20 protein-coding genes are annotated in these 20,671 nt (G+C 52.8%); 10 read left to right on the top strand and 10 right to left on the bottom strand.

Translation table 11 applies throughout. The annotated features are described in order from the left end of the window. Positions 1–468: 468 nt before the first annotated feature. The 4 genes from mobI to AC4LF3_RS23925 all read left to right on the top strand — a co-directional run bounded on the left by mobI (position 469) and on the right by AC4LF3_RS23925 (position 3,401). Positions 469–1,008, top strand: coding sequence for a conjugative transfer protein MobI(A/C) (gene mobI / locus AC4LF3_RS23940; protein ID WP_125912979.1), 540 nt, complete (start codon positions 469–471; stop codon positions 1,006–1,008). Between the two features lie 601 nt (positions 1,009–1,609). Beyond that, on the top strand, positions 1,610–2,086 hold the full coding sequence (locus AC4LF3_RS23935; RefSeq protein WP_125912978.1) for a hypothetical protein: 477 nt from the start codon (positions 1,610–1,612) through the stop codon (positions 2,084–2,086). After that, on the top strand, positions 2,070–2,399 hold the full coding sequence (locus AC4LF3_RS23930) for a hypothetical protein (protein WP_019364389.1): 330 nt from the start codon (positions 2,070–2,072) through the stop codon (positions 2,397–2,399). Before AC4LF3_RS23935 ends, AC4LF3_RS23930 begins: the two co-directional genes overlap by 17 nt. A gap of 147 nt (positions 2,400–2,546) precedes the next feature. Then, positions 2,547–3,401, top strand: coding sequence for a DsbA family protein (locus tag AC4LF3_RS23925; RefSeq protein WP_019364388.1), 855 nt, complete (start codon positions 2,547–2,549; stop codon positions 3,399–3,401). Positions 3,402–3,470: 69 nt separating this feature from the next. Here AC4LF3_RS23925 and AC4LF3_RS23920 read toward each other — a convergent pair whose 3' ends face one another. From AC4LF3_RS23920 to AC4LF3_RS23875, 10 genes are all read right to left on the bottom strand, one after another. Continuing rightward, positions 3,471–4,040: a cold-shock protein gene (locus tag AC4LF3_RS23920; protein WP_019364387.1), complete on the bottom strand. Its 570-nt coding sequence runs from the start codon at positions 4,038–4,040 to the stop codon at positions 3,471–3,473. A gap of 35 nt (positions 4,041–4,075) precedes the next feature. Further along, positions 4,076–4,372 carry a hypothetical protein gene (locus tag AC4LF3_RS23915; RefSeq protein ID WP_019364386.1) on the bottom strand — a complete coding sequence of 99 codons (297 nt, stop codon included), beginning with the start codon at positions 4,370–4,372 and terminating at the stop codon, positions 4,076–4,078. 26 nt (positions 4,373–4,398) lie between these two features. Further along, positions 4,399–4,698 carry a DUF5983 family protein gene (locus AC4LF3_RS23910; protein ID WP_019364385.1) on the bottom strand — a complete coding sequence of 100 codons (300 nt, stop codon included), beginning with the start codon at positions 4,696–4,698 and terminating at the stop codon, positions 4,399–4,401. A gap of 203 nt (positions 4,699–4,901) precedes the next feature. Beyond that, a complete protein-coding gene (locus AC4LF3_RS23905; protein ID WP_181123828.1) occupies positions 4,902–6,122 on the bottom strand; it encodes an adenine nucleotide alpha hydrolase family protein in 1,221 nt (406 codons plus the stop codon). A 236-nt stretch (positions 6,123–6,358) separates the two neighbouring features. Further along, positions 6,359–6,826, bottom strand: a complete 468-nt coding sequence (locus tag AC4LF3_RS23900) for a DUF411 domain-containing protein (protein WP_026003760.1) — start codon at positions 6,824–6,826, stop codon at positions 6,359–6,361. Between the two features lie 41 nt (positions 6,827–6,867). After that, positions 6,868–7,806 carry a copper homeostasis membrane protein CopD gene (gene copD / locus AC4LF3_RS23895; RefSeq protein WP_125889720.1) on the bottom strand — a complete coding sequence of 313 codons (939 nt, stop codon included), beginning with the start codon at positions 7,804–7,806 and terminating at the stop codon, positions 6,868–6,870. Between the two features lie 4 nt (positions 7,807–7,810). Then, positions 7,811–8,191 (bottom strand): copper homeostasis periplasmic binding protein CopC, encoded by a 381-nt coding sequence (copC, locus tag AC4LF3_RS23890; RefSeq protein ID WP_019364380.1) that lies wholly within the window; start codon positions 8,189–8,191, stop codon positions 7,811–7,813. Between the two features lie 101 nt (positions 8,192–8,292). After that, on the bottom strand, positions 8,293–9,132 hold the full coding sequence (locus tag AC4LF3_RS23885) for a copper resistance protein B (RefSeq protein WP_100217705.1): 840 nt from the start codon (positions 9,130–9,132) through the stop codon (positions 8,293–8,295). Between the two features lie 61 nt (positions 9,133–9,193). Beyond that, a complete protein-coding gene (locus tag AC4LF3_RS23880; RefSeq protein WP_125889721.1) occupies positions 9,194–11,095 on the bottom strand; it encodes a copper resistance system multicopper oxidase in 1,902 nt (633 codons plus the stop codon). 174 nt (positions 11,096–11,269) lie between these two features. Then, positions 11,270–11,470 carry a co-regulatory protein PtrA N-terminal domain-containing protein gene (locus tag AC4LF3_RS23875; RefSeq protein ID WP_026003883.1) on the bottom strand — a complete coding sequence of 67 codons (201 nt, stop codon included), beginning with the start codon at positions 11,468–11,470 and terminating at the stop codon, positions 11,270–11,272. 323 nt (positions 11,471–11,793) lie between these two features. On the opposite strand from AC4LF3_RS23875, the gene AC4LF3_RS23870 reads away from it, so the two are divergent. From AC4LF3_RS23870 to AC4LF3_RS23845, 6 genes are all read left to right on the top strand, one after another. Then, complete coding sequence (locus tag AC4LF3_RS23870; RefSeq protein ID WP_019365347.1) at positions 11,794–12,483, top strand: heavy metal response regulator transcription factor; 690 nt, start codon at positions 11,794–11,796, stop codon at positions 12,481–12,483. After that, positions 12,476–13,885, top strand: a complete 1,410-nt coding sequence (locus AC4LF3_RS23865) for a heavy metal sensor histidine kinase (protein ID WP_019365348.1) — start codon at positions 12,476–12,478, stop codon at positions 13,883–13,885. The genes AC4LF3_RS23870 and AC4LF3_RS23865 overlap by 8 nt, the downstream gene beginning before the upstream one ends. A 518-nt stretch (positions 13,886–14,403) precedes the next feature. Next, a complete protein-coding gene (locus tag AC4LF3_RS23860) occupies positions 14,404–15,663 on the top strand; it encodes a TolC family protein (protein ID WP_010799570.1) in 1,260 nt (419 codons plus the stop codon). Continuing rightward, positions 15,656–17,143, top strand: coding sequence for an efflux RND transporter periplasmic adaptor subunit (locus AC4LF3_RS23855; RefSeq protein WP_010799569.1), 1,488 nt, complete (start codon positions 15,656–15,658; stop codon positions 17,141–17,143). The genes AC4LF3_RS23860 and AC4LF3_RS23855 overlap by 8 nt, the downstream gene beginning before the upstream one ends. After that, a complete protein-coding gene (locus AC4LF3_RS23850; protein WP_019365351.1) occupies positions 17,140–20,304 on the top strand; it encodes an efflux RND transporter permease subunit in 3,165 nt (1,054 codons plus the stop codon). The genes AC4LF3_RS23855 and AC4LF3_RS23850 overlap by 4 nt, the downstream gene beginning before the upstream one ends. Continuing rightward, positions 20,301–20,657, top strand: coding sequence for a copper-binding protein (locus tag AC4LF3_RS23845; RefSeq protein ID WP_010799567.1), 357 nt, complete (start codon positions 20,301–20,303; stop codon positions 20,655–20,657). Before AC4LF3_RS23850 ends, AC4LF3_RS23845 begins: the two co-directional genes overlap by 4 nt. The last annotated feature ends 14 nt before the right edge of the window (positions 20,658–20,671 follow it).

Here is a 20,671-nt window from a genome sequence, read left to right as displayed (position 1 = left end):
AGCAGGTAGACGGTGCTAGCGCCATGCATGGATAGCTGTCGAGGTAGCCAGGGGGACACAGCTTGACCATGACTGGATACCAGCGCAGGGCCTAACACACATGTATGTTGGATAGTGATCCATTCAAAGCGGTGCTGTCGTCAGACTGGATACCTAGGCACGCTTTAGCCCACGTGTATGTTGGATACCACGTCATCAAAGGGATGCGTCTTTCCAAGGCTGGATACCTCAATTTGGATTAACGCACATGTATGTTGGATACCTTGAAGCAACCCAGTTGAGGACGATCTTTATAAGACCCGGTTTTCGACGATCAGGTATCCCATAAGATAAGAACGAGATAACAGTGGTTTGGGTATCCACACGCCAATGCGCTGTATCCCTCTACAAAAAATGTACCTGCTTACGCCTCACGAACCGTGACCCTCAAGATCATTGATTGCCATGTCAAATAGCGAGGTTCCAACGATGACAAAGCACTACACAACGGCCGAGCTTCAAGAGCTGGCGTGGGGTGATACACGCATTGCGGATCTGAATCTTAATGCAGGGGACATCCTTGAGTTGACCGAGCAGGCGGTGGCGGGGCTCGAGGAGCAGATTGAGCGACTCAATGCACTCAACATTCTTCAGGCCAAGGAAACATGCGAGTACTTCTGGACCGTTGCCAGGCGCGAACAGGAGCGAAACAATCAGTTTCCTAGAATGGGGTCACGCGTACGCGTACTGAAAAACACCTTAACGATTATCTGGTATTACAGTCCCTTCTCCCTAAAACTGGGTCAGGCTGGTAAAAAGCTCTGGGTAAGTAAACATATTTCCAAACCTGCCGGAAAGACTCGATATAGCAATGCATCACTTTCCAGATGCCACGCCTGGGAAAAGGAGAATATCGAAGAGGCAGAAAACGATTATGAGATCATGCGCCGCCGGCAACTGCTGATTACCGAGGCGAGAAGTCGGATCAAGAAACTCAAGGAACTTACAGCCGCTCTTGTGCCTTCTTGAATATATCTAATCGTTTTGCCGACTGGTAGGTGCCAGATATGGTTTACAGCCGTAACGCGCAACTCCTGGAACTGCAACTCTGCGATCTTGAATACATAGAGGGTTTGGATTGTGATGGCTTTTCTGCCGGCGTGCAATATTTATTAAGGCAGGCAAATTATTCCTTCCAGTTAATGCTGGGCCACTGTGTTCAGGTAAGTACGGGCTATATCGTTATTCCTCACTATTGGATAGAACTCTCCAATCTTTCGTGCTTGTCTTGAACACCCTCAGGATGAACTGATAATCGACTCTAACCTGCGCAAGTGGTTATTTGAGGATGAAAGCGTGCCGTATGGTGTGTTTGCAAAAACCGCGAGCAGGATATGAATTATATTGGAAGGTGTATTGAGTCAGACTTCGGCCTGGACTTCTGGGATCTGGATTCAATGACAAATGGTCGGCTTTCCCGGAGGCAGATTGATATCTAGCAACTCTAATTATATGACCAGCGACTTCAGTTCTATTTTAGCACAGGGTTTTTCCTTGATCATCCAGCCGGACTTGCATTCTGAGATTTCCCTGTACCATGAAAGTAGGTTTACTTTCGGAGGGACTTGTTATGCACGTTGCAGCTAAAAACTTGCTTGAGGCACTACCTACTCGCAAAAGATATGTAATCAAAAATCTTCTTTCTACGCTTGAGCTGGATGAACTAAGAGCGCTGGTCTCGTATTTCAATGGGCATAGTCAGAAGGGTGTTGATGATACGGCGCGTATTTCCTTGCTGTGTGCTTACTCGTCGCATTTATCCGGCAGCTTTCCTACTTTCTCATTTGTCCAGTCCCATCTTGCCAATGGCCGCCCAGATATAGTTGAACTCAAGCCACGACACAAACTTACCCGATCACTGCTTGATATGACGGGGCACCCGGTTGATTGCCTTGATACGGCTGTCTTTCAATCGCTACTTGAACTCCTGCCTAATGGCTGGCTGGTCGCAATTCCTGTCCAACAGGGATACAAAGCCAATGTTTTTTCCTTCCCAACCTATCTGCCAGTGGCTGGCAAGGAAGGCACTCATGCGGTTTCAAAATAAATCGATTGTCACATCATTTATGTTCGCCTTAACCGCTTTAACCTGTGGTACGGTTTATTGGCTGGATATAAGTCGATCATTTCTTGATCTCTTCCTGGCCTGCTCACTGTTTAATTGCGTTGTAATGGGAGCATGGGGTTTTCTTCAGGGCAAACAGCTGGGCGCTGATCTTGGCAGGTGCTGTCAGAAAGGTATTGGAAGTTCAATTAGCGGATTACTGGGAACGGGCGCAGCAGGATATGCGATGGGATGCTATCTGATTCTTGTTATTAATATTCTGCCAAGGCTTTGCGACGCATTTCTCACGACTTGAACGCTTGTAATTATTTGTTACATTTGCTTAGCGCCTAGAACACATAGTTTGGTAAGTGTGGTCACGGGTAATTACGCCAATGTCTGTTCTTTATGTATAGCAAAGTTACATCAAAGCGCCACCATATATTAAAACGGAGGTTTTAAAATGAGTGACAAGAATTCGAACAAACTTGTAGTCATTGCGCTTGCTGTAACGTGCGCAACAGTTGCGGGCGGTATGTTTTATCAGTCTCACCAGACGCAAAAGAGAATGGATGAACTGGCGCAAACCGTACAGTCAGCCACCTCGCCCGAGCGCTTGCAGGCGTCGATCGAGACCACCCTGGCGGATATCCGTACCCGTGAAGCCGATCAGGCGCGCCAGCAGATGTTTGAAGGCTATCAGGCGGCGTCGGACAGCCTGGAAGGGCGCAAGGCAGGCCAGCACATCTATGGCAGCACCAGGGCTCGTTTTACGCTGGTGGAATTCGCTGATACCCAGTGCGGCTACTGCAAGCGCTTTCATGAGACGCCCAAGCAGATCGTGGACGCCTCGGGTGGTACGGTGAACTGGGAATACAAGAACATGCCTATCCTCTCATCCACCTCACAGGTGCAGGCCCATGCCCTGGAGTGTGTCTCCGAGGTAAAGGGCAATCAGGCGTTCTGGGTCATGCTGGATCAGCTCTACAAGCAACCCGGGCAGGAAGTAGACCTTAATGGCCTGGCGACTCGTCTGGGCGCTAACTCGGGTGCCTTCAAGCAGTGCATGACCGAGCGTCGGCACATGGACAAGCTCCAGCAGTCAGTGGCGCTTGCCAAGAGCAACGGCGCCAATGGCACGCCGGCCACCTTTGTCGTGGATAACAAGACCGGGCAGCGTATCCTCTTGGGTGGGGCACAGCCCATGGAAGCCTTCCTGTCAGTGATGCGTCGTCTGCAGATGCAGGACGAGGAGGGAGCTAAGGATCCAAAGGCCACCGGGGCGCTTTCGCAACCTTCAGCCAAGGGCGCCAGCTAGCAAGCGCTCCTGATCTCCATAGAGCCGACCGCCTCAAGGACCGTCGGCTTTTTTGTGCTCGCGTTTTTTTCAGCCCAACCGTCGGGTAAGGGCATCAAGCAGTGGCTTGAGCCGTGCTGAGAGCCTTGGGTGACGTACCAGGTATCTGGCAAGGGGGGGTGATAGCCGATAGTAACCCCTGACCAACAAACGTCCTGCTCTTGAAGGCAGGAGAGCTCGATCCCTGAATTGCCTGAGACGGACCACCTCTGGTGCGTCATAGTCTCCATAGATCGCCGTCGCGATAAAGCAGGGGCCGTCTGATCTGAAATCCCTGTAGGTTTCTGCACAGAAGGGACACACCGTATGGGTGACTGACCCCTGAAAGGTGATCAGCCTGGGCACCATCTTCTTCTTGCAGTGGGGGCACGTAACGCGGTCATCCTGTTTGATCTGGGACTTGAGTCTTGCGAGAATGACGACGGATGTTGCTCGTGATCCTTTCGGCCCGTTGTGGCTCTCAAAGCTCACGATATCCGCGTTGACGGGCAGGTCTGCGCCTTGAACATCCCTGACGCTGAAATAATGATCGACGCCCTCGTCGGAGCAAATGAAGCCGTACCCCTTTTCTTTTGAAAACCATTTGATCTTGCCCTGCACACTGAACCCTCTGGCAAATGTGGGAGAGGACGACGTTACGGCTGCGCGCCCTTGATCACAACGTATGTGCCCGCAATAAGGCCCAGCAGACCGCCCGTAAGCCCAGCGCTATGCCACGTCACCAGTGAGCCTTCGCTAGGATAGACATTGGAGACGACAAGGCCGATCAGGCCGAGTGCTATAGCAAGAACAGCCGCAAAGCCAAGGACGAAGCAGAGATTGCCTCGCACCTCGGCCCTGCGTTCAAGCTCAAGACAGCGAGCAACCTCCTCAGCCGTAGCATCACCGGCTGCCCATTTGGCGCGTAGTGTACGCAGCTCCTGGTACAACATGGTTGCTCCCCTGTCTCGCCTTCAGGTCAAATCCACTCGTACAGCGGCAGGTCCGGCTGAGGCAAACCTGATGCCTCCAGCATAACCCAAAAGGACATCTGCTGATCCTGACTCCAACGTCTGAGATCGAGCAAACACTGTGGAATGTCCTCATCCAGATCCATTTCGCTCACATCTAGAATAAGGCCGTATTTGTATACTGCACAACGGCACCATGGGTTGTCATCGCCTTCGGTTTCCAACCGGTTTGCAACGTCCTCGGTCAAGTGATGAAGTGCTATCAACGGAACGGAAAGCATTTCATAGGGGCGCTTTGTAGTGCTCATGTCGACTCCTTTAGGTCTTAACATCCTTGATGTCGAGGATGTACAGGGGTGCGCCAATCAGAGGGGCGCATCTTCTTTTTTCCCACGACTTTTCCATTATGCAAGTGCCCGCAAACAAACAATGGTAATAGGCCATCATTTGCGGGCTTTGTGTCTGCCTCCTGTCGCAATTTCGCCACGGCCCGCACACCTTCCTCATGCCCTCAACACGTAAACAGATCCAGCTGGCCTTGTTTGTCAGCGCATTTAGCCGCCATCGGTACGTCCCCTTTTTTCTGGCTCAACAGATTAAGCCGCTCGATCAGCGCCAGCGGGTCGTGCAGGACCGCTATCAGATCAAATCGCCAGATCTGGTTGCTGAGCCTGAGCATGCGCGACCATTCGGCATGCCCGCCCTTGCTTAACGATACGGTGCCGAGTCCTAACAGATAGTGAACGGCTGACGAGGGCGCAGCGTCGAGCGAGACGCGGTTCAGGGCGTGGTCAAGCTCAAGGGACAGGAACAGCTCAAGGCCTTCCTCGTCGATGGCGAACTCGTCGGTAGTCACGACATCAGTCACAGGCTTACCCTGGCGCGTCACGGTGAGCGATTCAGCGCCAGCCACCGCATGGTCAAGGTTGCGTAGCCCATCGTACCAAGACCCGTAGAACTCGTCGCACAGGACGGCCTCGGCGCGAAAGGCGACATCCTTCTCGGTCCATGTGGGCAGGTTCGAGATATCGGGTAGCGGATAGCGCGCGTCCTGCTCGTAGATCTCCAGATAGGTCCGCAACGCCATAAACGGCTCGTGATAGCCATAGCGGCCCCACAACATGTCGATAGCCACGATCTGGCGCATGGAAAGAACTGTGAAGCGTGGTTTGATACCCAGCTGGCGCGCGCTTTCCTCTTCCTGAATTTGGATGGTTAGGATCAGGCGCAGGAGCTCAAGCGTATACGCAGGGCTGTAGGCATTGGGACTGATCTTGATGCGGCCGGTACGCTCGTCTACCTGCCGGCTCAGCCAGCAACGGGCAGAGGGATCAAAGTGGCGGGCCTTCATGTACGAGCGCAGGTCATGGAGCGGCTTGAGCCAGCTGTACTGGCCGCCTTGCTTGGCAATCATGTTTTCGGCTGAGGCATCGCTGGTAACACGCAGGCACGTCCAGCAGCCCGTTCTGGCGCCACAACCGGGACGGCGGCGTGCATCGGCTCCGCTCAAGTACGAAAGAACCATGCAATCACCGCCGTTCATGTCGCGGTACACTTCGACCAGCGCATCAAAATTGTCGTAGCAGCGGATCTGTCCTGAGCGCACCTGGCCCAGATAGGCAAAGATGTCGTCGGTGGTGAAGTCGGCGATAGGGGACAGCACCCAATTTTCACCGCCCTCGCTGGCCGCAAGGTTTACCGGAGCAATCGCGTCTTCGTTTCGCTCGGCCATGCGGCGTGCGCGCTCGACGCTCTCCTCAAACCTAACCTAATCTAGGTCAAGGGAAAAAAGTGTTACGTCCTTGTGAGCAGAGGACAAACCGGAGGTAACACTCTTGGAGTCTATTGGATAGAGACGTGAGGATAATATCTCTTTCCAACAGCAGTAGTGTTACATCCTGCAGGTAGGCAATCAGACAATGCCTGTTGAAAAGGCAAGGAGCGGTTAAGAAGGGCTGGGGTAAAACCTTATTTCTGTGGGTACTGCGCGACAATCTGCTCAGCGCCTTGCTTGGTCAGACCAAGCACTTGATACGGCTGTTGCTGATCCCCGTACTCCATACCAGGCGAACCGACTACCATGCCCGGAACCGCCATTCCAGCCAGATCACTACGTTTAGCCAGTTCTTTTACCTGTTCTGCCGGCACATGACCTTCAACAAACTTTCCATTCACGACAGCTGTATGGCAGGACGCCAGGTTCGGCGTTACGCCTAAACGCTCCTTAACCGCACTCATATTGGTTTCGACATGGTCATGCACCTCAAAGCCATTGGCTTGCATGTGCTTGACCCAGCTCTTGCAACAGCCACAGTTAGCATCGCGATAAACATCAATACTTAGCTGCTCTCCTGCATGGCTAAAGGCCGGAAATAAAGGAAGCGCGATGCTAGCGGCCACCATCAGGCTCGCTAAACGGACACGTGTGTTTTTCATGATACTGCTCCGGTTGATTTTCATGAGTCCATAGCGTGAAGCTACTCCATGGCCATTTCTATCTCAGGACTCAAGGTACCCAACCAGGCAACCAGTCCAAGGATCAAAATGGCAGCGCCTATTTCTACAAACAGACTACGACGCAGGGCTGTTACAGCCTGTTGATGCTGATAATTCTGAATAGAACGCTCAAGCAAAGGGCTCAGGCGAAAGCGATTGGCAGCTGCAAGTACCAGCATCAAGGCGAACAAGGCCAGCTTTGCAAGAAGAAGTTGGCCATAGAGGCTGGATAACAGGCCATCAAGAGTAGGGCCAACGATGAGTCCATAGTTGATTACCCCCGTTATCGAGAGCGTTACGACAATAACGGTTCCGGTGGTAGCAAAGCCGTTCAACACGCGACTAAGCAGATGCATATGCTCAGACGCTACAAGGCTTCCTGGGCGTAGTAGCAGGCCAAAGGCCGCCAATGCTCCTAGCCAGGCACCTGCTCCAACCAGATGGAAGATGTCGCTGGTAAAGTGAACATAGCGACGGGTGCCTTCATCCATTGCGCCATGTCCCGCCCAGGCAAGCGTAGCCAGGGCTACTGCCCCAAAGAGGCTAACAAGCCCAAGGCACGCCAACGGCCAGCGCCTAAGTAGTAGGGCTGCCAGCAAGGCCAGCATCAGCGCGGCGATTCTGATAATCCAGGTAAAACCGACATCAGTACCTGAGATGATCATTTCGAATACATGTCGCTCCAGCTCCATGAATTGCGAGACGCCGCTCATGGACTTCGCCAGGACCAGCATGGCAAGCAAGGACAGCATGATTCCAAATACTGCTGTCCCTGTAATGAGCGACCCGAATCGTAACGCTGTACCAGCTAGGCGCTCTTCTCCACGCAAGGCATAAAGACCAAAAAGTGGTAAGCCAAACAGCAGCATGAGGTCAGCGTAGAGCGCAAACCGAACAGCAATATTTATCCAGTCGCCCATGGCATCACTTCACTTTGAAAACAACACTGCCCGTGATGGGATGGGTGTCAGAGGACACTGCACGCCAGTCAACCTTATAGGTGCCTGCCACCAAAGGCTTTGCCGGGGTAATAACCATAACCTTGGGATCATTACTGCCAGAGACTTTGGCCTCTATATTCATGGGCGGATGCTTCATGCCTGGCATTTCAGTCATGGTGAGTTTTGCACCTGAAAATTGGGTAGAAAGCTTTTCCGAAAATTTGAGCTCTATGTTCGCAGGGGAGGACACCTCGGCATTGGCTGCCGGGGTTGATGCAACAAGCTCAGGGTGAGCCTGGGCCAGGCTGCTCAGCAGCAAGCCAGACGTCATCGCTACGATGCCAAAAAGGGTACGTACATACATGCAAGGCTCCTTACAGATAGGACTGTATAGTGAGTTATAGACACTGTTTTCTGGAACAACTTAAGTGATCGCTCAATCGCTAAACAGGCGATACCGAACCGCTAGAACCACATACGGACACCCGCGACAAAGCGGGCTTCGCTCCTGTCCTCGCCTTCCTCTCGGGCATAGTCGGCCGTGTTTCCATAAGTACGGTTCCACGTCACGCCAATGTAGGGCGCAAACTCCCGGCGGATTTCATAACGAAGCCTGATTCCGATCTCAGTATCAGAGAGACCTGAGCCGATACCGCGGGCAGGATCGTTTTTTCCGTAGAAATTGGCTTCGGCAGTTGGTTGAAGTATCAGGCGGTTGGTCAGCAATATGTCGTAATCGCCTTCCAGGCGGGCGGCGGTCTGTCCATTTTCACCAATGAAAGCCGTGGCCTCTGCTTCAAAGTTATAGAGAGCCATTCCCTGTATGCCAAAGGCAGCCCACGTCTGTGGAGAGCCAGGTTTGAAATCCTGCCGGATACCGCCCACTACATCCCACCAGGGACCAATAGCATGGCCCCAGAGGGCCTGTACTTCTGCTTCTTCCGTTTTGCCATTGGTTCGCTCACCTTCAGAGCGAATCCATAAGCGATCAATATCACCGCCTATCCAGCCTTGAGCATCCCAGCTTAGGGCGCTGCCTTCATCAGCATCCTGCCACTCAAGCTGATCAAGCAGGAAAAAGGTATTAAGAGCCTTATCGTGTACAGCGTGGCCATCGGAATCAATGAAGACCGCTGCGCGATCCGCGTCTGTTAACTCAGGAATAGGCGTGCGGCTCTGGGTTACTTTCTCCTGTCCCATAGCCTGCATCTGACTATGATCCATGCCTTGCATCTGGCTATGGTCCATACCCTGCATCTGAGCTTCTGCCGCCAAGGCTACAGGTATCTGCGCAGCACCCAGCATTACAGCGAGAGCGCCGGCCAGCGTGTTCTTTGATCCAATCAGGTGCGACATATCGATATCCTCATTCTTCCACACGGACTTCACGGAACATGCCCATTTCCATGTGATACAGGAGGTGGCAGTGATAGGCCCATCGTCCGAGGGCATCTGCTGTCACACGATAGCTGCGCCTTGATCCAGGAGGCATATCGATGGTGTGTTTACGTACCATGAAGTTACCGCTCTCATCTTCCAGGTCGCTCCACATTCCATGAAGGTGGATGGGGTGCGTCATCATGGTGTCGTTCACCAATACGATCCTTACACGCTCTCCATATTTGAGGCGAATGGGCTCTGCGTCCGAGAACTTCACACCGTTAAAGGACCAGGCAAATTTTTCCATGTGTCCGGTGAGATGTAGTTCGATGGTCCGGCTGGGATCACGGCCATCTGGATCCGGAAAGGTGCTTCTGAGATCGGCATAGGTCAGAACACGACGGCCATTGTTTCGAAGCCCCAGACCTGGGTCGTCGAGTTTTGGGCTGGTGCTCATTGCCTGCATGTCCACGAGGGGATTGTTTTGCTCGGAAGCGGGATGGGACTGCATAGCTCCCATTCCAGCCATACCGCCCATTGAGGACATGCCCTGCATTTGGCTATGGTCCATGCCTTGCATTTGGCTGTGATCCATTGCCTGCATCTGCCCACCTTCCATACCGGTCATGCCCTTCATACCCTGCATCTGACTATGATCCATACCCTGCATGGACTGGCTGCCACTCATGGTAGACATGCCCTGCATTGAATCCTGAGTCATGCCCTGCATTTGGCTATGATCCATTCCCCCCATACTTCCATGGTCCATCCCACCCATCCCCATATCATCCATGGTGACAAGAGGGCGAAGATCAAGAGGGGGGACGGGCGCTGATAAACCCTCACTAACCGCCAGGGTGCCTCGGGCAAAACCAGTGCGGTCCATGGACTGAGCAAAAAGGGTATAGGCCTCCTGGGTAGGCTCAACAATCACGTCGTAGGTCTCGGCGACAGCAATTCTTAGCTCATCAACGGAAACCGGATTCACATAAAGCCCATCAGCAGCCACAACCGTCATCTTTAGGCCCGGAATCCGAAGATCAAAGTACGTCATGGACGAGCCATTTATGAACCGTAGTCGTAAACGCTCACCCGGTCGGAAGACACCTGTCCAGTTATCATCCGGCGCTTTGCCGTTTAGCAAGTAGGTGTAGGTATAACCACTGACGTCGGCCAGATCCGTGGGGTTCATCTTCATCTCGGCCCACATCTTGCGATCAGCCATGGTTGCAGACCAACCTTTCTCACTGACGTCGTTGATGAAGTCGCCTACGGTGCGCTTGTTAAAGTTGTAGTAGTCCGCCTGCTTCTTGAGCTTTTTCATCAAGCGGACAGGATCCTCGTCGGTCCAGTCGGTCAGCATCACCACATAGTCACGATCGTAGGTAAAAGGCTCAGGGTCCTTGGCATCAATGACCAACGGCCCATATACCCCTGACTGCTCCTGGAAACCGGAATGACTGTGATACCAGTAGGTACCGTTCTGCTTGACCTTGAACCTGTAGACATACATGCCATCGGGCTCGATGCCATGAAAACTAAGCCCTGGTACGCCATCCATGTTGGCCGGCAGGATAATGCCGTGCCAGTGGATGGAGGTTGTATCCTTCAAGCGATTTCGGACTCGAAGCGTCACCGTATCACCCTCACGCCAGCGCAGCAGAGGGCCTGGCAGCCCACCATTGATGGTCATGGCGGGTTTCGATTTACCGGCGATAATGACTGGCGTCTCTCCGATCAGGAGGTCAAACTCGGTACCGGTCAATACATTCGGCACGCCAGGACTTGTGATCGCCCAAACTGGGTTACGCCACAAGCCCAGTCCACCCAGTAGGCCTCCGGCGGCCATACCCTTTACGAACGTTCGCCTTGAAGTTTTGGATTGCATGCCGTGTGTCCAATCAGTCATTGAGTCAGAGCCGTTATGAAAGGAAGGTGTACAGGGCAAGGCAGACATTACCAGCCCTTATGTCAACGCTTACCAGCCTACAAGCGCGACGAAAATGCCATATTTGAGTAAGCCGCATGATTACATTTCTGTAAGGTTGGCCTGCTCAAGCGCTTAGCAGTGCGAGTGCTTCCTGGTCTCCTTATCCTCCGCGACTATGGTGGCTGCTTTGGACTCCTGAGTTTGCATGGCAGCGACCGATGCTTCACGGGCCTGAGCCATACGGTCAAAGACACGATCACCACCGCTTTCGGCCATAGCCAAAGAGGAGAGCATTAGTGCAGAAGCAATAAAGAATGATTTAACAGCGTTCATTTTCAGTACCCTCATGTGATTAAGTATTCCCTGTTCGCCTCTAGGTAATCGCAGGGAAAGCGTTAAGCTCGGGATAACCTTAATCACTCAAGCCTGTCGGCAGGATGAAGTGAAAATTACAGTTTAGTCAGCTGGGGGAAAACGCTGGGCGTCCCTGTCAGGAACTCAATAGGATTGCGGCCTGCAGACCTTGCTGTAACAAACATTGACACTAGACGAGCAACCTGACTGCAACCTTAGCGGCACATTACATTTCTGTAAGGTTCTCGTCAGCTCCACTACGCTAGAGGCACAATCCTCTTTTCTACCTGGGGTACTGTCGTATGAAAATCCTTATTGCTGAGGACGAACCCAAGATAGGAATGTACTTACAGCGAGGACTAGGCGAGGCAGGCTTTACCGTTGACCGCGTGACCTCTGGTACCGAGGCACTCCAACAGGCGCTGGGCGAGGCTTATGATCTATTGATTCTGGACATCATGATGCCTGGTCTTGATGGCTGGGAGGTACTCAAGGTACTGCGCGCGGCCGGCAAAAGTGTACCAGTGCTTTACCTGACGGCTCGGGATCAGGTTGAAGACCGAGTCAAGGGACTTGAACTGGGCGCAGATGACTATTTGATCAAACCGTTTGCCTTTTCCGAATTACTTGCGCGTGTCAGAACGCTGTTACGTCGGAGTACTAGCGCACCAACCCAGACCCAGATGAGCATTGCCGACCTTGAGGTCGACCTTATGAAACGCAGGGCATTTCGGGGTGGAAAACGCATCGATCTGACGTCCAAGGAATTTGCGCTGCTTGAGCTTCTCTTGCGTAGACGGGGTGAGGTCCTGCCTAAATCGCTGATTGCATCCCAGGTCTGGGACATGAATTTTGATAGCGATACAAATGTCATCGAGGTAGCCGTGCGGCGTCTACGGGCAAAGATTGACGACGGCTTTGACGTCAAGCTTATTCATACTTCACGAGGTATGGGCTATATGCTTGAAGGACCGGAAGAAGACAATGGGTAGGCAGCCCTCATTAACAGCCCGCATCAGCTTGATGTTTATGCTGGTCGTTGCAATAGTCCTTACTGCAGCTGGGCTCATTTTCACCCACCTCAGCCATAAGCACTTCCAGATGATGGATCAGATGGCTCTGGAGGAGAAACTGCACGCCGCTGAAAATACGCTTAAGACCTTATCGAGCGTGGCAGATATCGGGCTTTTACACCCTCAACTAAAAGCCCTTTTAAGCGCTCATGAGGAACTCGTGGCCGTTATCCAGGATCATGCTGGAAATGAGCTGTTTGCAAGCTCAAGCCAGCGAACTATTCCCGCACAATTCAGCTCAGAAAAAGCAGGGCAAATCTGGGAATGGCATGATCAGGAGCATATGTTTCGTGGCCTTACCGATCATGTCACCCTACCAGAAGAGCCGCCCCTCACCATTATGGTTGCGCTTGATGTAACCATGCACATGACCTTTTTTGAGTCCTTGCAAAAGTGGTTCTGGATCGGATTGGTGTGCAGTGCGCTGATTAGCGCCGCATTGGGCTGGGTAGTTGTACGCAAAGGACTTCGACCGATTGGACAGGTAGCCAGGGTTGCAGCATCTGTATCAGCCAAATCGTTAAAGGCACGCATTCCCCTGGCGCCTGTTCCGTATGAGTTGCAGGAGTTGGTGTCATCGTTCAATGCCATGCTTGATAGATTGGATGACTCATTTGTTCGACTGTCCAACTTCTCCGCTGATATCGCACACGAGCTACGTACGCCTGTAGCGAATCTAACAACGCATACCGAGGTTATCCTTTCCCGCAAGCGGAATATCGAAGACTATGAGGAAAATCTCTACTCAAATCTTGATGACCTCAAGCGCATGGCTCGCATGATTGATGACATGCTGTTCCTGGCCAAAGCGGATAATGGATTGATCATTCCTGCCCGGCAGAACGTAGATCTACGCGAAACGGCGGAAAAGCTTGCGGAGTACTATCAGCTGCTTGCCGATGAAAAGGACATCAAGTTGATCGTTGAGGGCTATGGTTCAATCAAAGGGGATATCCTGATGATCCATAGGGCTATCTCAAACCTGCTCTCAAACGCGCTGCGCTATACCCCTGAGAGAGAAACTATCAAGGTAGAGGTCAGGGAAGATAATGCCTACGTGGTTCTTACGGTAAAAAACCCGGGCCCAGCCATTGCCCCCGAACACCTCGACAAGCTGTTTGATCGGTTCTACCGGGCAGACCCTGCACGGCGAGAGGGTAGTCCACATAATGCAGGTCTAGGACTCGCGATTACCCGTTCCATTATTGAGGCTCATCATGGACGTGCAGGATGTACCTCGGCAGGGGGAGTGACCCAGTTTTTCTTCGAGTTTCCAAAAGCTGTAGAGTGCACATACTCAAAGACACATTTGGCGCAATAATTTTGCAAAACGCATAGAGCGATTAAGTCTGGTCCTGGAAGCATTGTGGGTTGTCTGAGATTTGGCTAACATCTGAGAGTGAATGTATTTATAAGGTTTTGCCTACTCTTGGTGCTTAGTCTAACGCTTCCCATGGCCGGGACGGCGGGCGCGGCATTTGTAGCTGAACCTTGCCCCATGCAGCAGCTGCACAAGGACATGTCGAAAGGCATAATAGAAGATAGCTGCTTTGATAAAGAAAAAAGTTTTCATAGCGGCAGCAAAATCTGCAAAACAGGTGAGCAGTGCCAAGCCAATAGTGCAATTCAAGTCACTTCTCTGAAAATCTTTCCTCCTCTAGAGTCACTGGTTATTCACCAGCCTCTTGCTGAGTTTATTCCATACCCTAGCCTTGATACGGTCTGGCGACCTCCCCGCGTCTAATTCCTGATTTGTCCTAAGCTTATCTTGCGCCTCGATGGTCGCAGGGATGTCTATGCACGCATGCATGGCGTGCCAGAACATGACGGAATTGTGCAATGATTTTTCAATGTAATCATAACGGGCGCCTGTCCTGGGGCGTTCTAGCTGTGACGTTTATGGCTGTGCCGAGGTTGGCTCCGGCATTAACCCTTGATGAAGCCTTACTATTGGCTGAGCATGAGGCGCCTTCGATGAGAGCCAGGCGGGCGGACATCGAAGCGGCTCGCAGCGCCGCCATCCCGGCTGGTGAGTTACCGGACCCCAGGCTTTCTCTCGGCCTGCAGAACGTACCTGTCGAGGGCCAGGACCGGTACAGTCTTAATCGAGACTCCATGACCATGCAAATGGTTGGCATCATGCAAGAGGTGTCTAATAGTGATAAGCGCCGCGCACGCGTCGAAGCCGCCCAGGCTGAAATACTTCAGGCAGAGGCAGAGCAACAGGTAGAACGGCTTAGTGTCAGGGTAGAAACCGCCCTGGCCTGGATAGAGGCCCGAGCGATCGAGCAGAAACTGGCGCTCTTTGGGAGTCTCTACAATGAAAACCGCCTCTTTGGCAAAGCGGTGCAGGCTACCATTGCAGGCAATGCAGGAATGGCGGCTGATAGCGTCATCCCTAGACAGGAAGCTGCCACTCTAGCGGAAGAGGAGGATGAGCTACATCGCGCTCTAACGCAGGCACGCGCTGCACTGCGCCGCTGGGTTGGACCCGCCGCAGACGAACCGCTATCAGGAAATCTGCCCCTATGGCCTGTTGATACGCATCATTTCAAACATAATCTCAGGCAGCACCCTAATGTAGCCGTTTTCGGGCCCAGAGCCAGCGTAGCAGAGGCTGAAATACAGGAAGCTGTTGCTGAAAAAAAGCCTGACTGGGGCTGGCAGGTAGATTATCAGCATCGCGGTCGCGAGTACGGTGACATGGTCAGCCTTCAGGTCAGTTTTGACTTGCCGCTATTTACCACTTCCCGACAGGATCCCAAGATTGCAGCCAAACGGTCGCAGCTCATTCAACTTGAAGCCGAGCGCGAGGCCATATTGCGCGAGCATGCGCAGATGTTGGAGAGCGACCTGGCTGAATATGAGCGCCTCCATAATTCCCTTGAGCGTAGCCAGAAAACCTTTGTTCCTCTAGCCAAGGAGAAGGTGGATCTTGCCATGGCAAGCTATCGCGCCGGAAAAGGCGATTTGGCCGCCGTGGTCGAGGCGCGCCGTGATCTGATTCAGGCTCGTCTCAAGCTTATCGATATTACCCAGCTGCAAGCGCTGACCAGTGCTCGTCTGCATTTTGCGTACGGAGCACATTCAAATGACTAAACGAATCCTTATAGGGTCATTGTTCGTGTTGATGATTGCTGTGCTTGCCGGCCTTCTGGGCTATTGGCTAGGCAAGCCATCGCCTGCCCCCAATCTGCCTGTGGATCAAAATCAGCCTTCCTCTGTAACCGCTGATCAATCTGAAAAAAAGGTGCTGTATTGGTACGACCCTATGTACCCCCAGCAAAAGTTTGATAAGCCTGGTAAATCGCCATTCATGGATATGGAGCTCCAGCCGCGCTATGCCGATGAGAGTGGAAATAGCGCTGCCGTTACAATAGACCCAGGCATTACGCAAAACCTTGGAATGCGCGTCTCTCCTGTGACTCGGGAGTCTCTCGCTCAAACCTTAAGTGCGTCGGGAGCGCTGACCTATGATGAGCGGGACGTAGCAGTTTTGCAGACACGCAGCGGCGGGTTTGTGGAGCGGGTATATGACCTTGCCCCTGAAGATATTATTAAGAAAGGCGCACCGTTAGCTGACCTGTTGGTACCGGAGTGGGCTGCTGTGCAGGAGGAGTATCTTGCACTTCGGGCATTGAACGAGCCAGCATTGTTGGCAGCGGCTCGCCAGCGGATGCGTCTTGCCGGTATGCCGCAAGTACTGATTGAACAGGTTACGCGTAGCGGCAAGGCCAGTCCTGTATGGACGATTACCAGTCCAATTGAGGGGGTACTTGAAACCCTAGATATACGTCAGGGAATGACGCTTGCTGGCGGTGCGCTCGTTGCCCGGATCAATGGTATCAGCAGTATCTGGCTTGAAGTAGCCGTACCTGAGGCGCAAATTTCTGCTCTGTCTGCTGGACAACCCGTTCAAGCACACTTACCTGCCTATCCAAGTGATGTACTTAACGGCACGATCAAGGCGATTCTGCCGCAAGCTAACCCTGAAAGCCGAACGGTGCGGGTTCGAGTAGAGTTGCCTAACCCACAACAACGTCTACGACCCGGCATGACGGCTGAAGTCATCCTCAGCAGCGATCAGTACGATGCCTTGGTCATACCCGCCGAAGCGGTGATCCGTACTGGCAAACGAGCAATAGTCATGCTTGCTGAGAACGCTGGCCAGTACCGCCCCGTAGAAGTCAGGGTAGGCCGTGAAATAGCAGACAAAGTCGAGATCCTACAAGGTCTGGAAGAGGGCCAGCAGGTTGTTGCCTCGGGACAGTTTCTGCTGGATTCTGAAGCTAGTTTACGCGGACTCACCGCTCAGCCGCTTGAGCCGTCAGCCAGCGCCTCCAAGCCCGCCCTGCATGAAGCTGAAGGCACCATTATTGAGCTTGGTGACGACATGATTACCCTCTCTCATGGGCCTTTCATAACACTTGGCATGCCTGGAATGACCATGGGCTTTCCACTGGCAGACAAATCCCTTGCCGCCAACCTCAAGACAGGTGATCAGGTCCGGTTTGCAGTACGCCAGACGGATGATGGCCTACTGATCGAGCGTATTGAGCGCCTGGGAGGTCAGCCATGATTGCTACAGTCATCCAGTGGTCTGTCGGCAATCGATTCCTGATCCTCCTGGCGACACTGTTTGCGGTGGTATGGGGCATTTGGTCAGTGAAGAACACGGCCGTTGATGCACTGCCTGATCTTTCCGACGTACAGGTCATCATCCGTACGCCCTATCCCGGGCAGGCGCCCCAGATCGTTGAAAATCAGGTTACCTATCCGCTGACCACTACCATGCTGTCGGTTCCTGGAGCCAGGACGGTACGGGGCTACTCTTTCTTTGGCGACAGTTACGTCTACATACTGTTTGAGGACGGCACCGATCTTTATTGGGCCCGCTCGCGAGTTCTGGAGTATCTCAGCCAGGTGCAGGGGCGTTTACCCGCCGCGGCAAAGCCTGCGCTGGGGCCGGATGCTACAGGCGTAGGCTGGATTTTTCAGTATGCCCTGGTTGACCGCAGCGGAGGACATGACCTGGCCCAGCTACGATCACTACAGGACTGGTTTCTCCGCTATGAGTTGAAGACATTACCCAATGTGGCGGAAGTCGCACCGATTGGTGGGATGGTCAAGCAGTACCAGATTGTGCTGGACCCTATTCGTATGGCTAATCGAGGCGTGACTCAGCAACAGATCGCTGAAGCTATCAACAAGGCCAACCAGGAGACGGGGGGAAGTGTGCTTGAGCTGGCTGAGACCGAGTTCATGGTTCGAGCCTCGGGCTACCTGCAGACCCTAAACGACTTTCGTGCTGTTCCTTTGCGGTTGGATACCAGTGGTGTTCCTGTAACCTTAGGTGATGTCGCCCATATTCAGCTAGGCCCGGAGATGCGGCGTGGTATTGCCGAACTTGATGGCGAGGGTGAAGTAGTGGGAGGCGTGGTGATTCTCCGTAGTGGCAAAAATGCTCGGGATACGATTGCCGCCGTCCAGGCAAAACTGGACAACCTCAAGCAAAGCCTTCCGGAGGGCGTTGATATCGTTACGACGTATGATCGCAGCAAGCTCATTGATCGTGCTGTAGAAAACTTAAGCTTCAAACTGATCGAAGAGTTTGTCGTTGTGGCGCTGATCTGCGCCTTGTTTCTCTGGCACTTGCGTTCCTCATTTGTAGCCATCGTGTCACTGCCTGTAGGGGTGCTAATTGCCTTTATCATCATGCAGCGACAGGGGGTTAACGCTAATATCATGTCTCTTGGCGGAATTGCCATTGCGATTGGCGCAATGGTCGACGCCGCGATTGTCATGATAGAAAATGCTCACAAGCACATCGAAGCCTGGCATAGACACTATCCTGACAGGCCGCTTAAGGGTAATGAGCACTGGAAAGTAATCACTCAGGCCGCGATTGAGGTAGGGCCAGCGCTTTTCTTCAGTCTGCTGATCATTACTCTTTCGTTTATACCGGTTTTTACCCTGGAAGCTCAGGAGGGCCGTTTATTCGGTCCGCTGGCCTTTACTAAAACCTATGCCATGGCGGCAGCGGCAGGCCTTTCGGTTACGCTGGTTCCTGTACTGATGGGCTACTGGATCCGCGGCAAGATACCTGAAGAGCATCGTAACCCACTCAACAGGTTACTCATCCGCCTCTATCAGCCCGTATTGGATACCGTGCTACGTTGGCCCAAAATAACGCTTCTGGTAGCACTCCTGGTTTTTCTTACCGGCATTTGGCCTGCTACCCGCTTGGGAGGAGAATTCCTGCCACCGTTGGATGAAGGCGATCTGCTCTACATGCCCACAGCGCTGCCAGGGCTTTCAGCGCAAAAGGCAAGCGAGCTCCTGCAGCAGACCGACCGCTTAATCAAAACCGTGCCGGAAGTGGCACATGTATTTGGCAAGGCTGGACGTGCTGATACGGCAACAGACTCAGCGCCACTTGAGATGTTTGAGACAACTATTCAATTCAAGCCCAGGAATGAATGGCGAGCAGGCATGACCACCGAGAAGCTTATCGAGGAGCTGGACCATACGGTGCAGGTGCCTGGGGTAGCTAATCTCTGGATTCCACCTATCCGTAACCGAATAGATATGCTGGCCACTGGGATCAAGAGTCCAATCGGCGTAAAGGTCTATGGAACGGATATTGCGCAGATCGATAAGGTGACTCAATCAGTTGAGCGTATCGCCAAAACAGTACCAGGCGTTACGTCAGCGCTGGCTGAGCGCCTGTCGGGTGGACGCTATATCGATGTGGATATCGATCGTAGCGCTGCCGCCCGCTATGGTCTGAATATCGCTGACGTACAAGCTATCGTAGCCGGTGCCATTGGCGGTGAGACCATTGGAGAGACGGTCGAGGGCCTGGCACGCTATCCGATCAATCTACGCTATGGGCGTGAATGGCGAGACTCTCTGACAGCGCTGCAGCAGTTGCCTATTTACACTCCTCAAGGTAGTCAGATCACTCTGGGGACCGTGGCATCGGTCAAAGTCAGCGACGGGCCACCCATGCTGAAAAGCGAAAACGCTCGTTTGACTGGTTGGGTATATATAGATGTTCGCGGTCGCGATATGGCGTCAGTTGTAGCTGACTTGAGTCAGAAGATCGAAGCTGAGGTCAAGCTGAGCCCAGGGATGAGCGTTAGCTATTCTGGACAGTTTGAGTTCATGGAGAGGGCTAATGCACGGCTCAAGCTTGTGGTGCCTGCCACGCTTTTGATCATCTTTGTTCTCCTATATTTTATCTTCAATCGTTTTAATGAAGCACTTCTTATCATGGTCACGCTTCCCTTTGCTCTTACTGGAGGTGTCTGGTTTCTTTATGTACTGGATTATCACCTTTCAATTGCAACAGGGATTGGTTTTATTGCTCTGGCCGGAGTTTCGGCGGAGTTTGGTGTAATCATGCTGCTTTATCTGAGAAATGCATGGCATGAACGGTTAGAAGCAGGCCATAACCATGAGCGTGCGCTGGTTGAGGCTATTCGTGAGGGTGCTGTACAGCGTGTACGTCCTAAAGCAATGACCGTTGCGGTGATCATTGCCGGCCTTCTGCCCATTCTCTGGGGAACCGGTACCGGAGGAGAGATCATGAGCCGCATCGCCGCACCAATGGTAGGCGGTATGATCAGTGCGCCCTTGCTCTCCTTGTTCGTCCTGCCAGCAGCCTACCTTCTGATGCGCCGTCGACAGTTTCGCGATTCCTTCAAAACAGATAACCCCCCTGGAGAACACTCATGAAAATCGCAAGTATCGTTTTCGCCTCATTGCTTGTTTCACCTGCGCTATTTGCTGCGGAAAAACAGTCCATGGAGGGTATGCCGATGGATCATAAGGGCATGGACATGCCGATGGATCAAAAGGCGACCACAAAGACGGGCAAGGCTACTGGTGTTGTCAAAAAGGTTGATACTGAGAAGGGGTCCGTGACGATTGCTCATGGGCCGGTCGAAGCATTGGGCTGGCCATCCATGACAATGGGCTTTAAAGCCGAGGCCACCCAGTTACAAGGTCTCAAGCAGGGCGACAAGGTAAAATTTGAGTTTGCCTCCACGGGAATGGACTCAACCATTACCCGTATTGAAAAGCAGTAACTGAAAGGGCCACC

This window comes from Pseudomonas sp. C2.3V, from assembly GCF_058536325.1.
This window is presented reverse-complemented; position numbering and strand designations above follow the sequence as displayed.

Coding starts and splice junctions, on each gene's coding strand:
- copD (WP_125889720.1), bottom strand. CDS start 7,806: ATGGGCGACTGGATAAATATTGCTGTTCGGTTTGCGCTCTACGCTGAC.
- AC4LF3_RS23905 (WP_181123828.1), bottom strand. CDS start 6,122: ATGGCCGAGCGAAACGAAGACGCGATTGCTCCGGTAAACCTTGCGGCC.
- AC4LF3_RS23925 (WP_019364388.1), top strand. CDS start 2,547: ATGAGTGACAAGAATTCGAACAAACTTGTAGTCATTGCGCTTGCTGTA.
- AC4LF3_RS23850 (WP_019365351.1), top strand. CDS start 17,140: ATGATTGCTACAGTCATCCAGTGGTCTGTCGGCAATCGATTCCTGATC.
- AC4LF3_RS23845 (WP_010799567.1), top strand. CDS start 20,301: ATGAAAATCGCAAGTATCGTTTTCGCCTCATTGCTTGTTTCACCTGCG.
- copC (WP_019364380.1), bottom strand. CDS start 8,191: ATGTATGTACGTACCCTTTTTGGCATCGTAGCGATGACGTCTGGCTTG.
- AC4LF3_RS23910 (WP_019364385.1), bottom strand. CDS start 4,698: ATGAGCACTACAAAGCGCCCCTATGAAATGCTTTCCGTTCCGTTGATA.
- AC4LF3_RS23870 (WP_019365347.1), top strand. CDS start 11,794: ATGAAAATCCTTATTGCTGAGGACGAACCCAAGATAGGAATGTACTTA.
- AC4LF3_RS23885 (WP_100217705.1), bottom strand. CDS start 9,132: ATGCTGGGTGCTGCGCAGATACCTGTAGCCTTGGCGGCAGAAGCTCAG.
- AC4LF3_RS23865 (WP_019365348.1), top strand. CDS start 12,476: ATGGGTAGGCAGCCCTCATTAACAGCCCGCATCAGCTTGATGTTTATG.
- AC4LF3_RS23900 (WP_026003760.1), bottom strand. CDS start 6,826: ATGAAAAACACACGTGTCCGTTTAGCGAGCCTGATGGTGGCCGCTAGC.
- AC4LF3_RS23880 (WP_125889721.1), bottom strand. CDS start 11,095: ATGCAATCCAAAACTTCAAGGCGAACGTTCGTAAAGGGTATGGCCGCC.
- AC4LF3_RS23915 (WP_019364386.1), bottom strand. CDS start 4,372: ATGTTGTACCAGGAGCTGCGTACACTACGCGCCAAATGGGCAGCCGGT.
- AC4LF3_RS23860 (WP_010799570.1), top strand. CDS start 14,404: ATGATTTTTCAATGTAATCATAACGGGCGCCTGTCCTGGGGCGTTCTA.
- AC4LF3_RS23930 (WP_019364389.1), top strand. CDS start 2,070: ATGCGGTTTCAAAATAAATCGATTGTCACATCATTTATGTTCGCCTTA.
- AC4LF3_RS23855 (WP_010799569.1), top strand. CDS start 15,656: ATGACTAAACGAATCCTTATAGGGTCATTGTTCGTGTTGATGATTGCT.
- AC4LF3_RS23875 (WP_026003883.1), bottom strand. CDS start 11,470: ATGAACGCTGTTAAATCATTCTTTATTGCTTCTGCACTAATGCTCTCC.
- mobI (WP_125912979.1), top strand. CDS start 469: ATGACAAAGCACTACACAACGGCCGAGCTTCAAGAGCTGGCGTGGGGT.
- AC4LF3_RS23935 (WP_125912978.1), top strand. CDS start 1,610: ATGCACGTTGCAGCTAAAAACTTGCTTGAGGCACTACCTACTCGCAAA.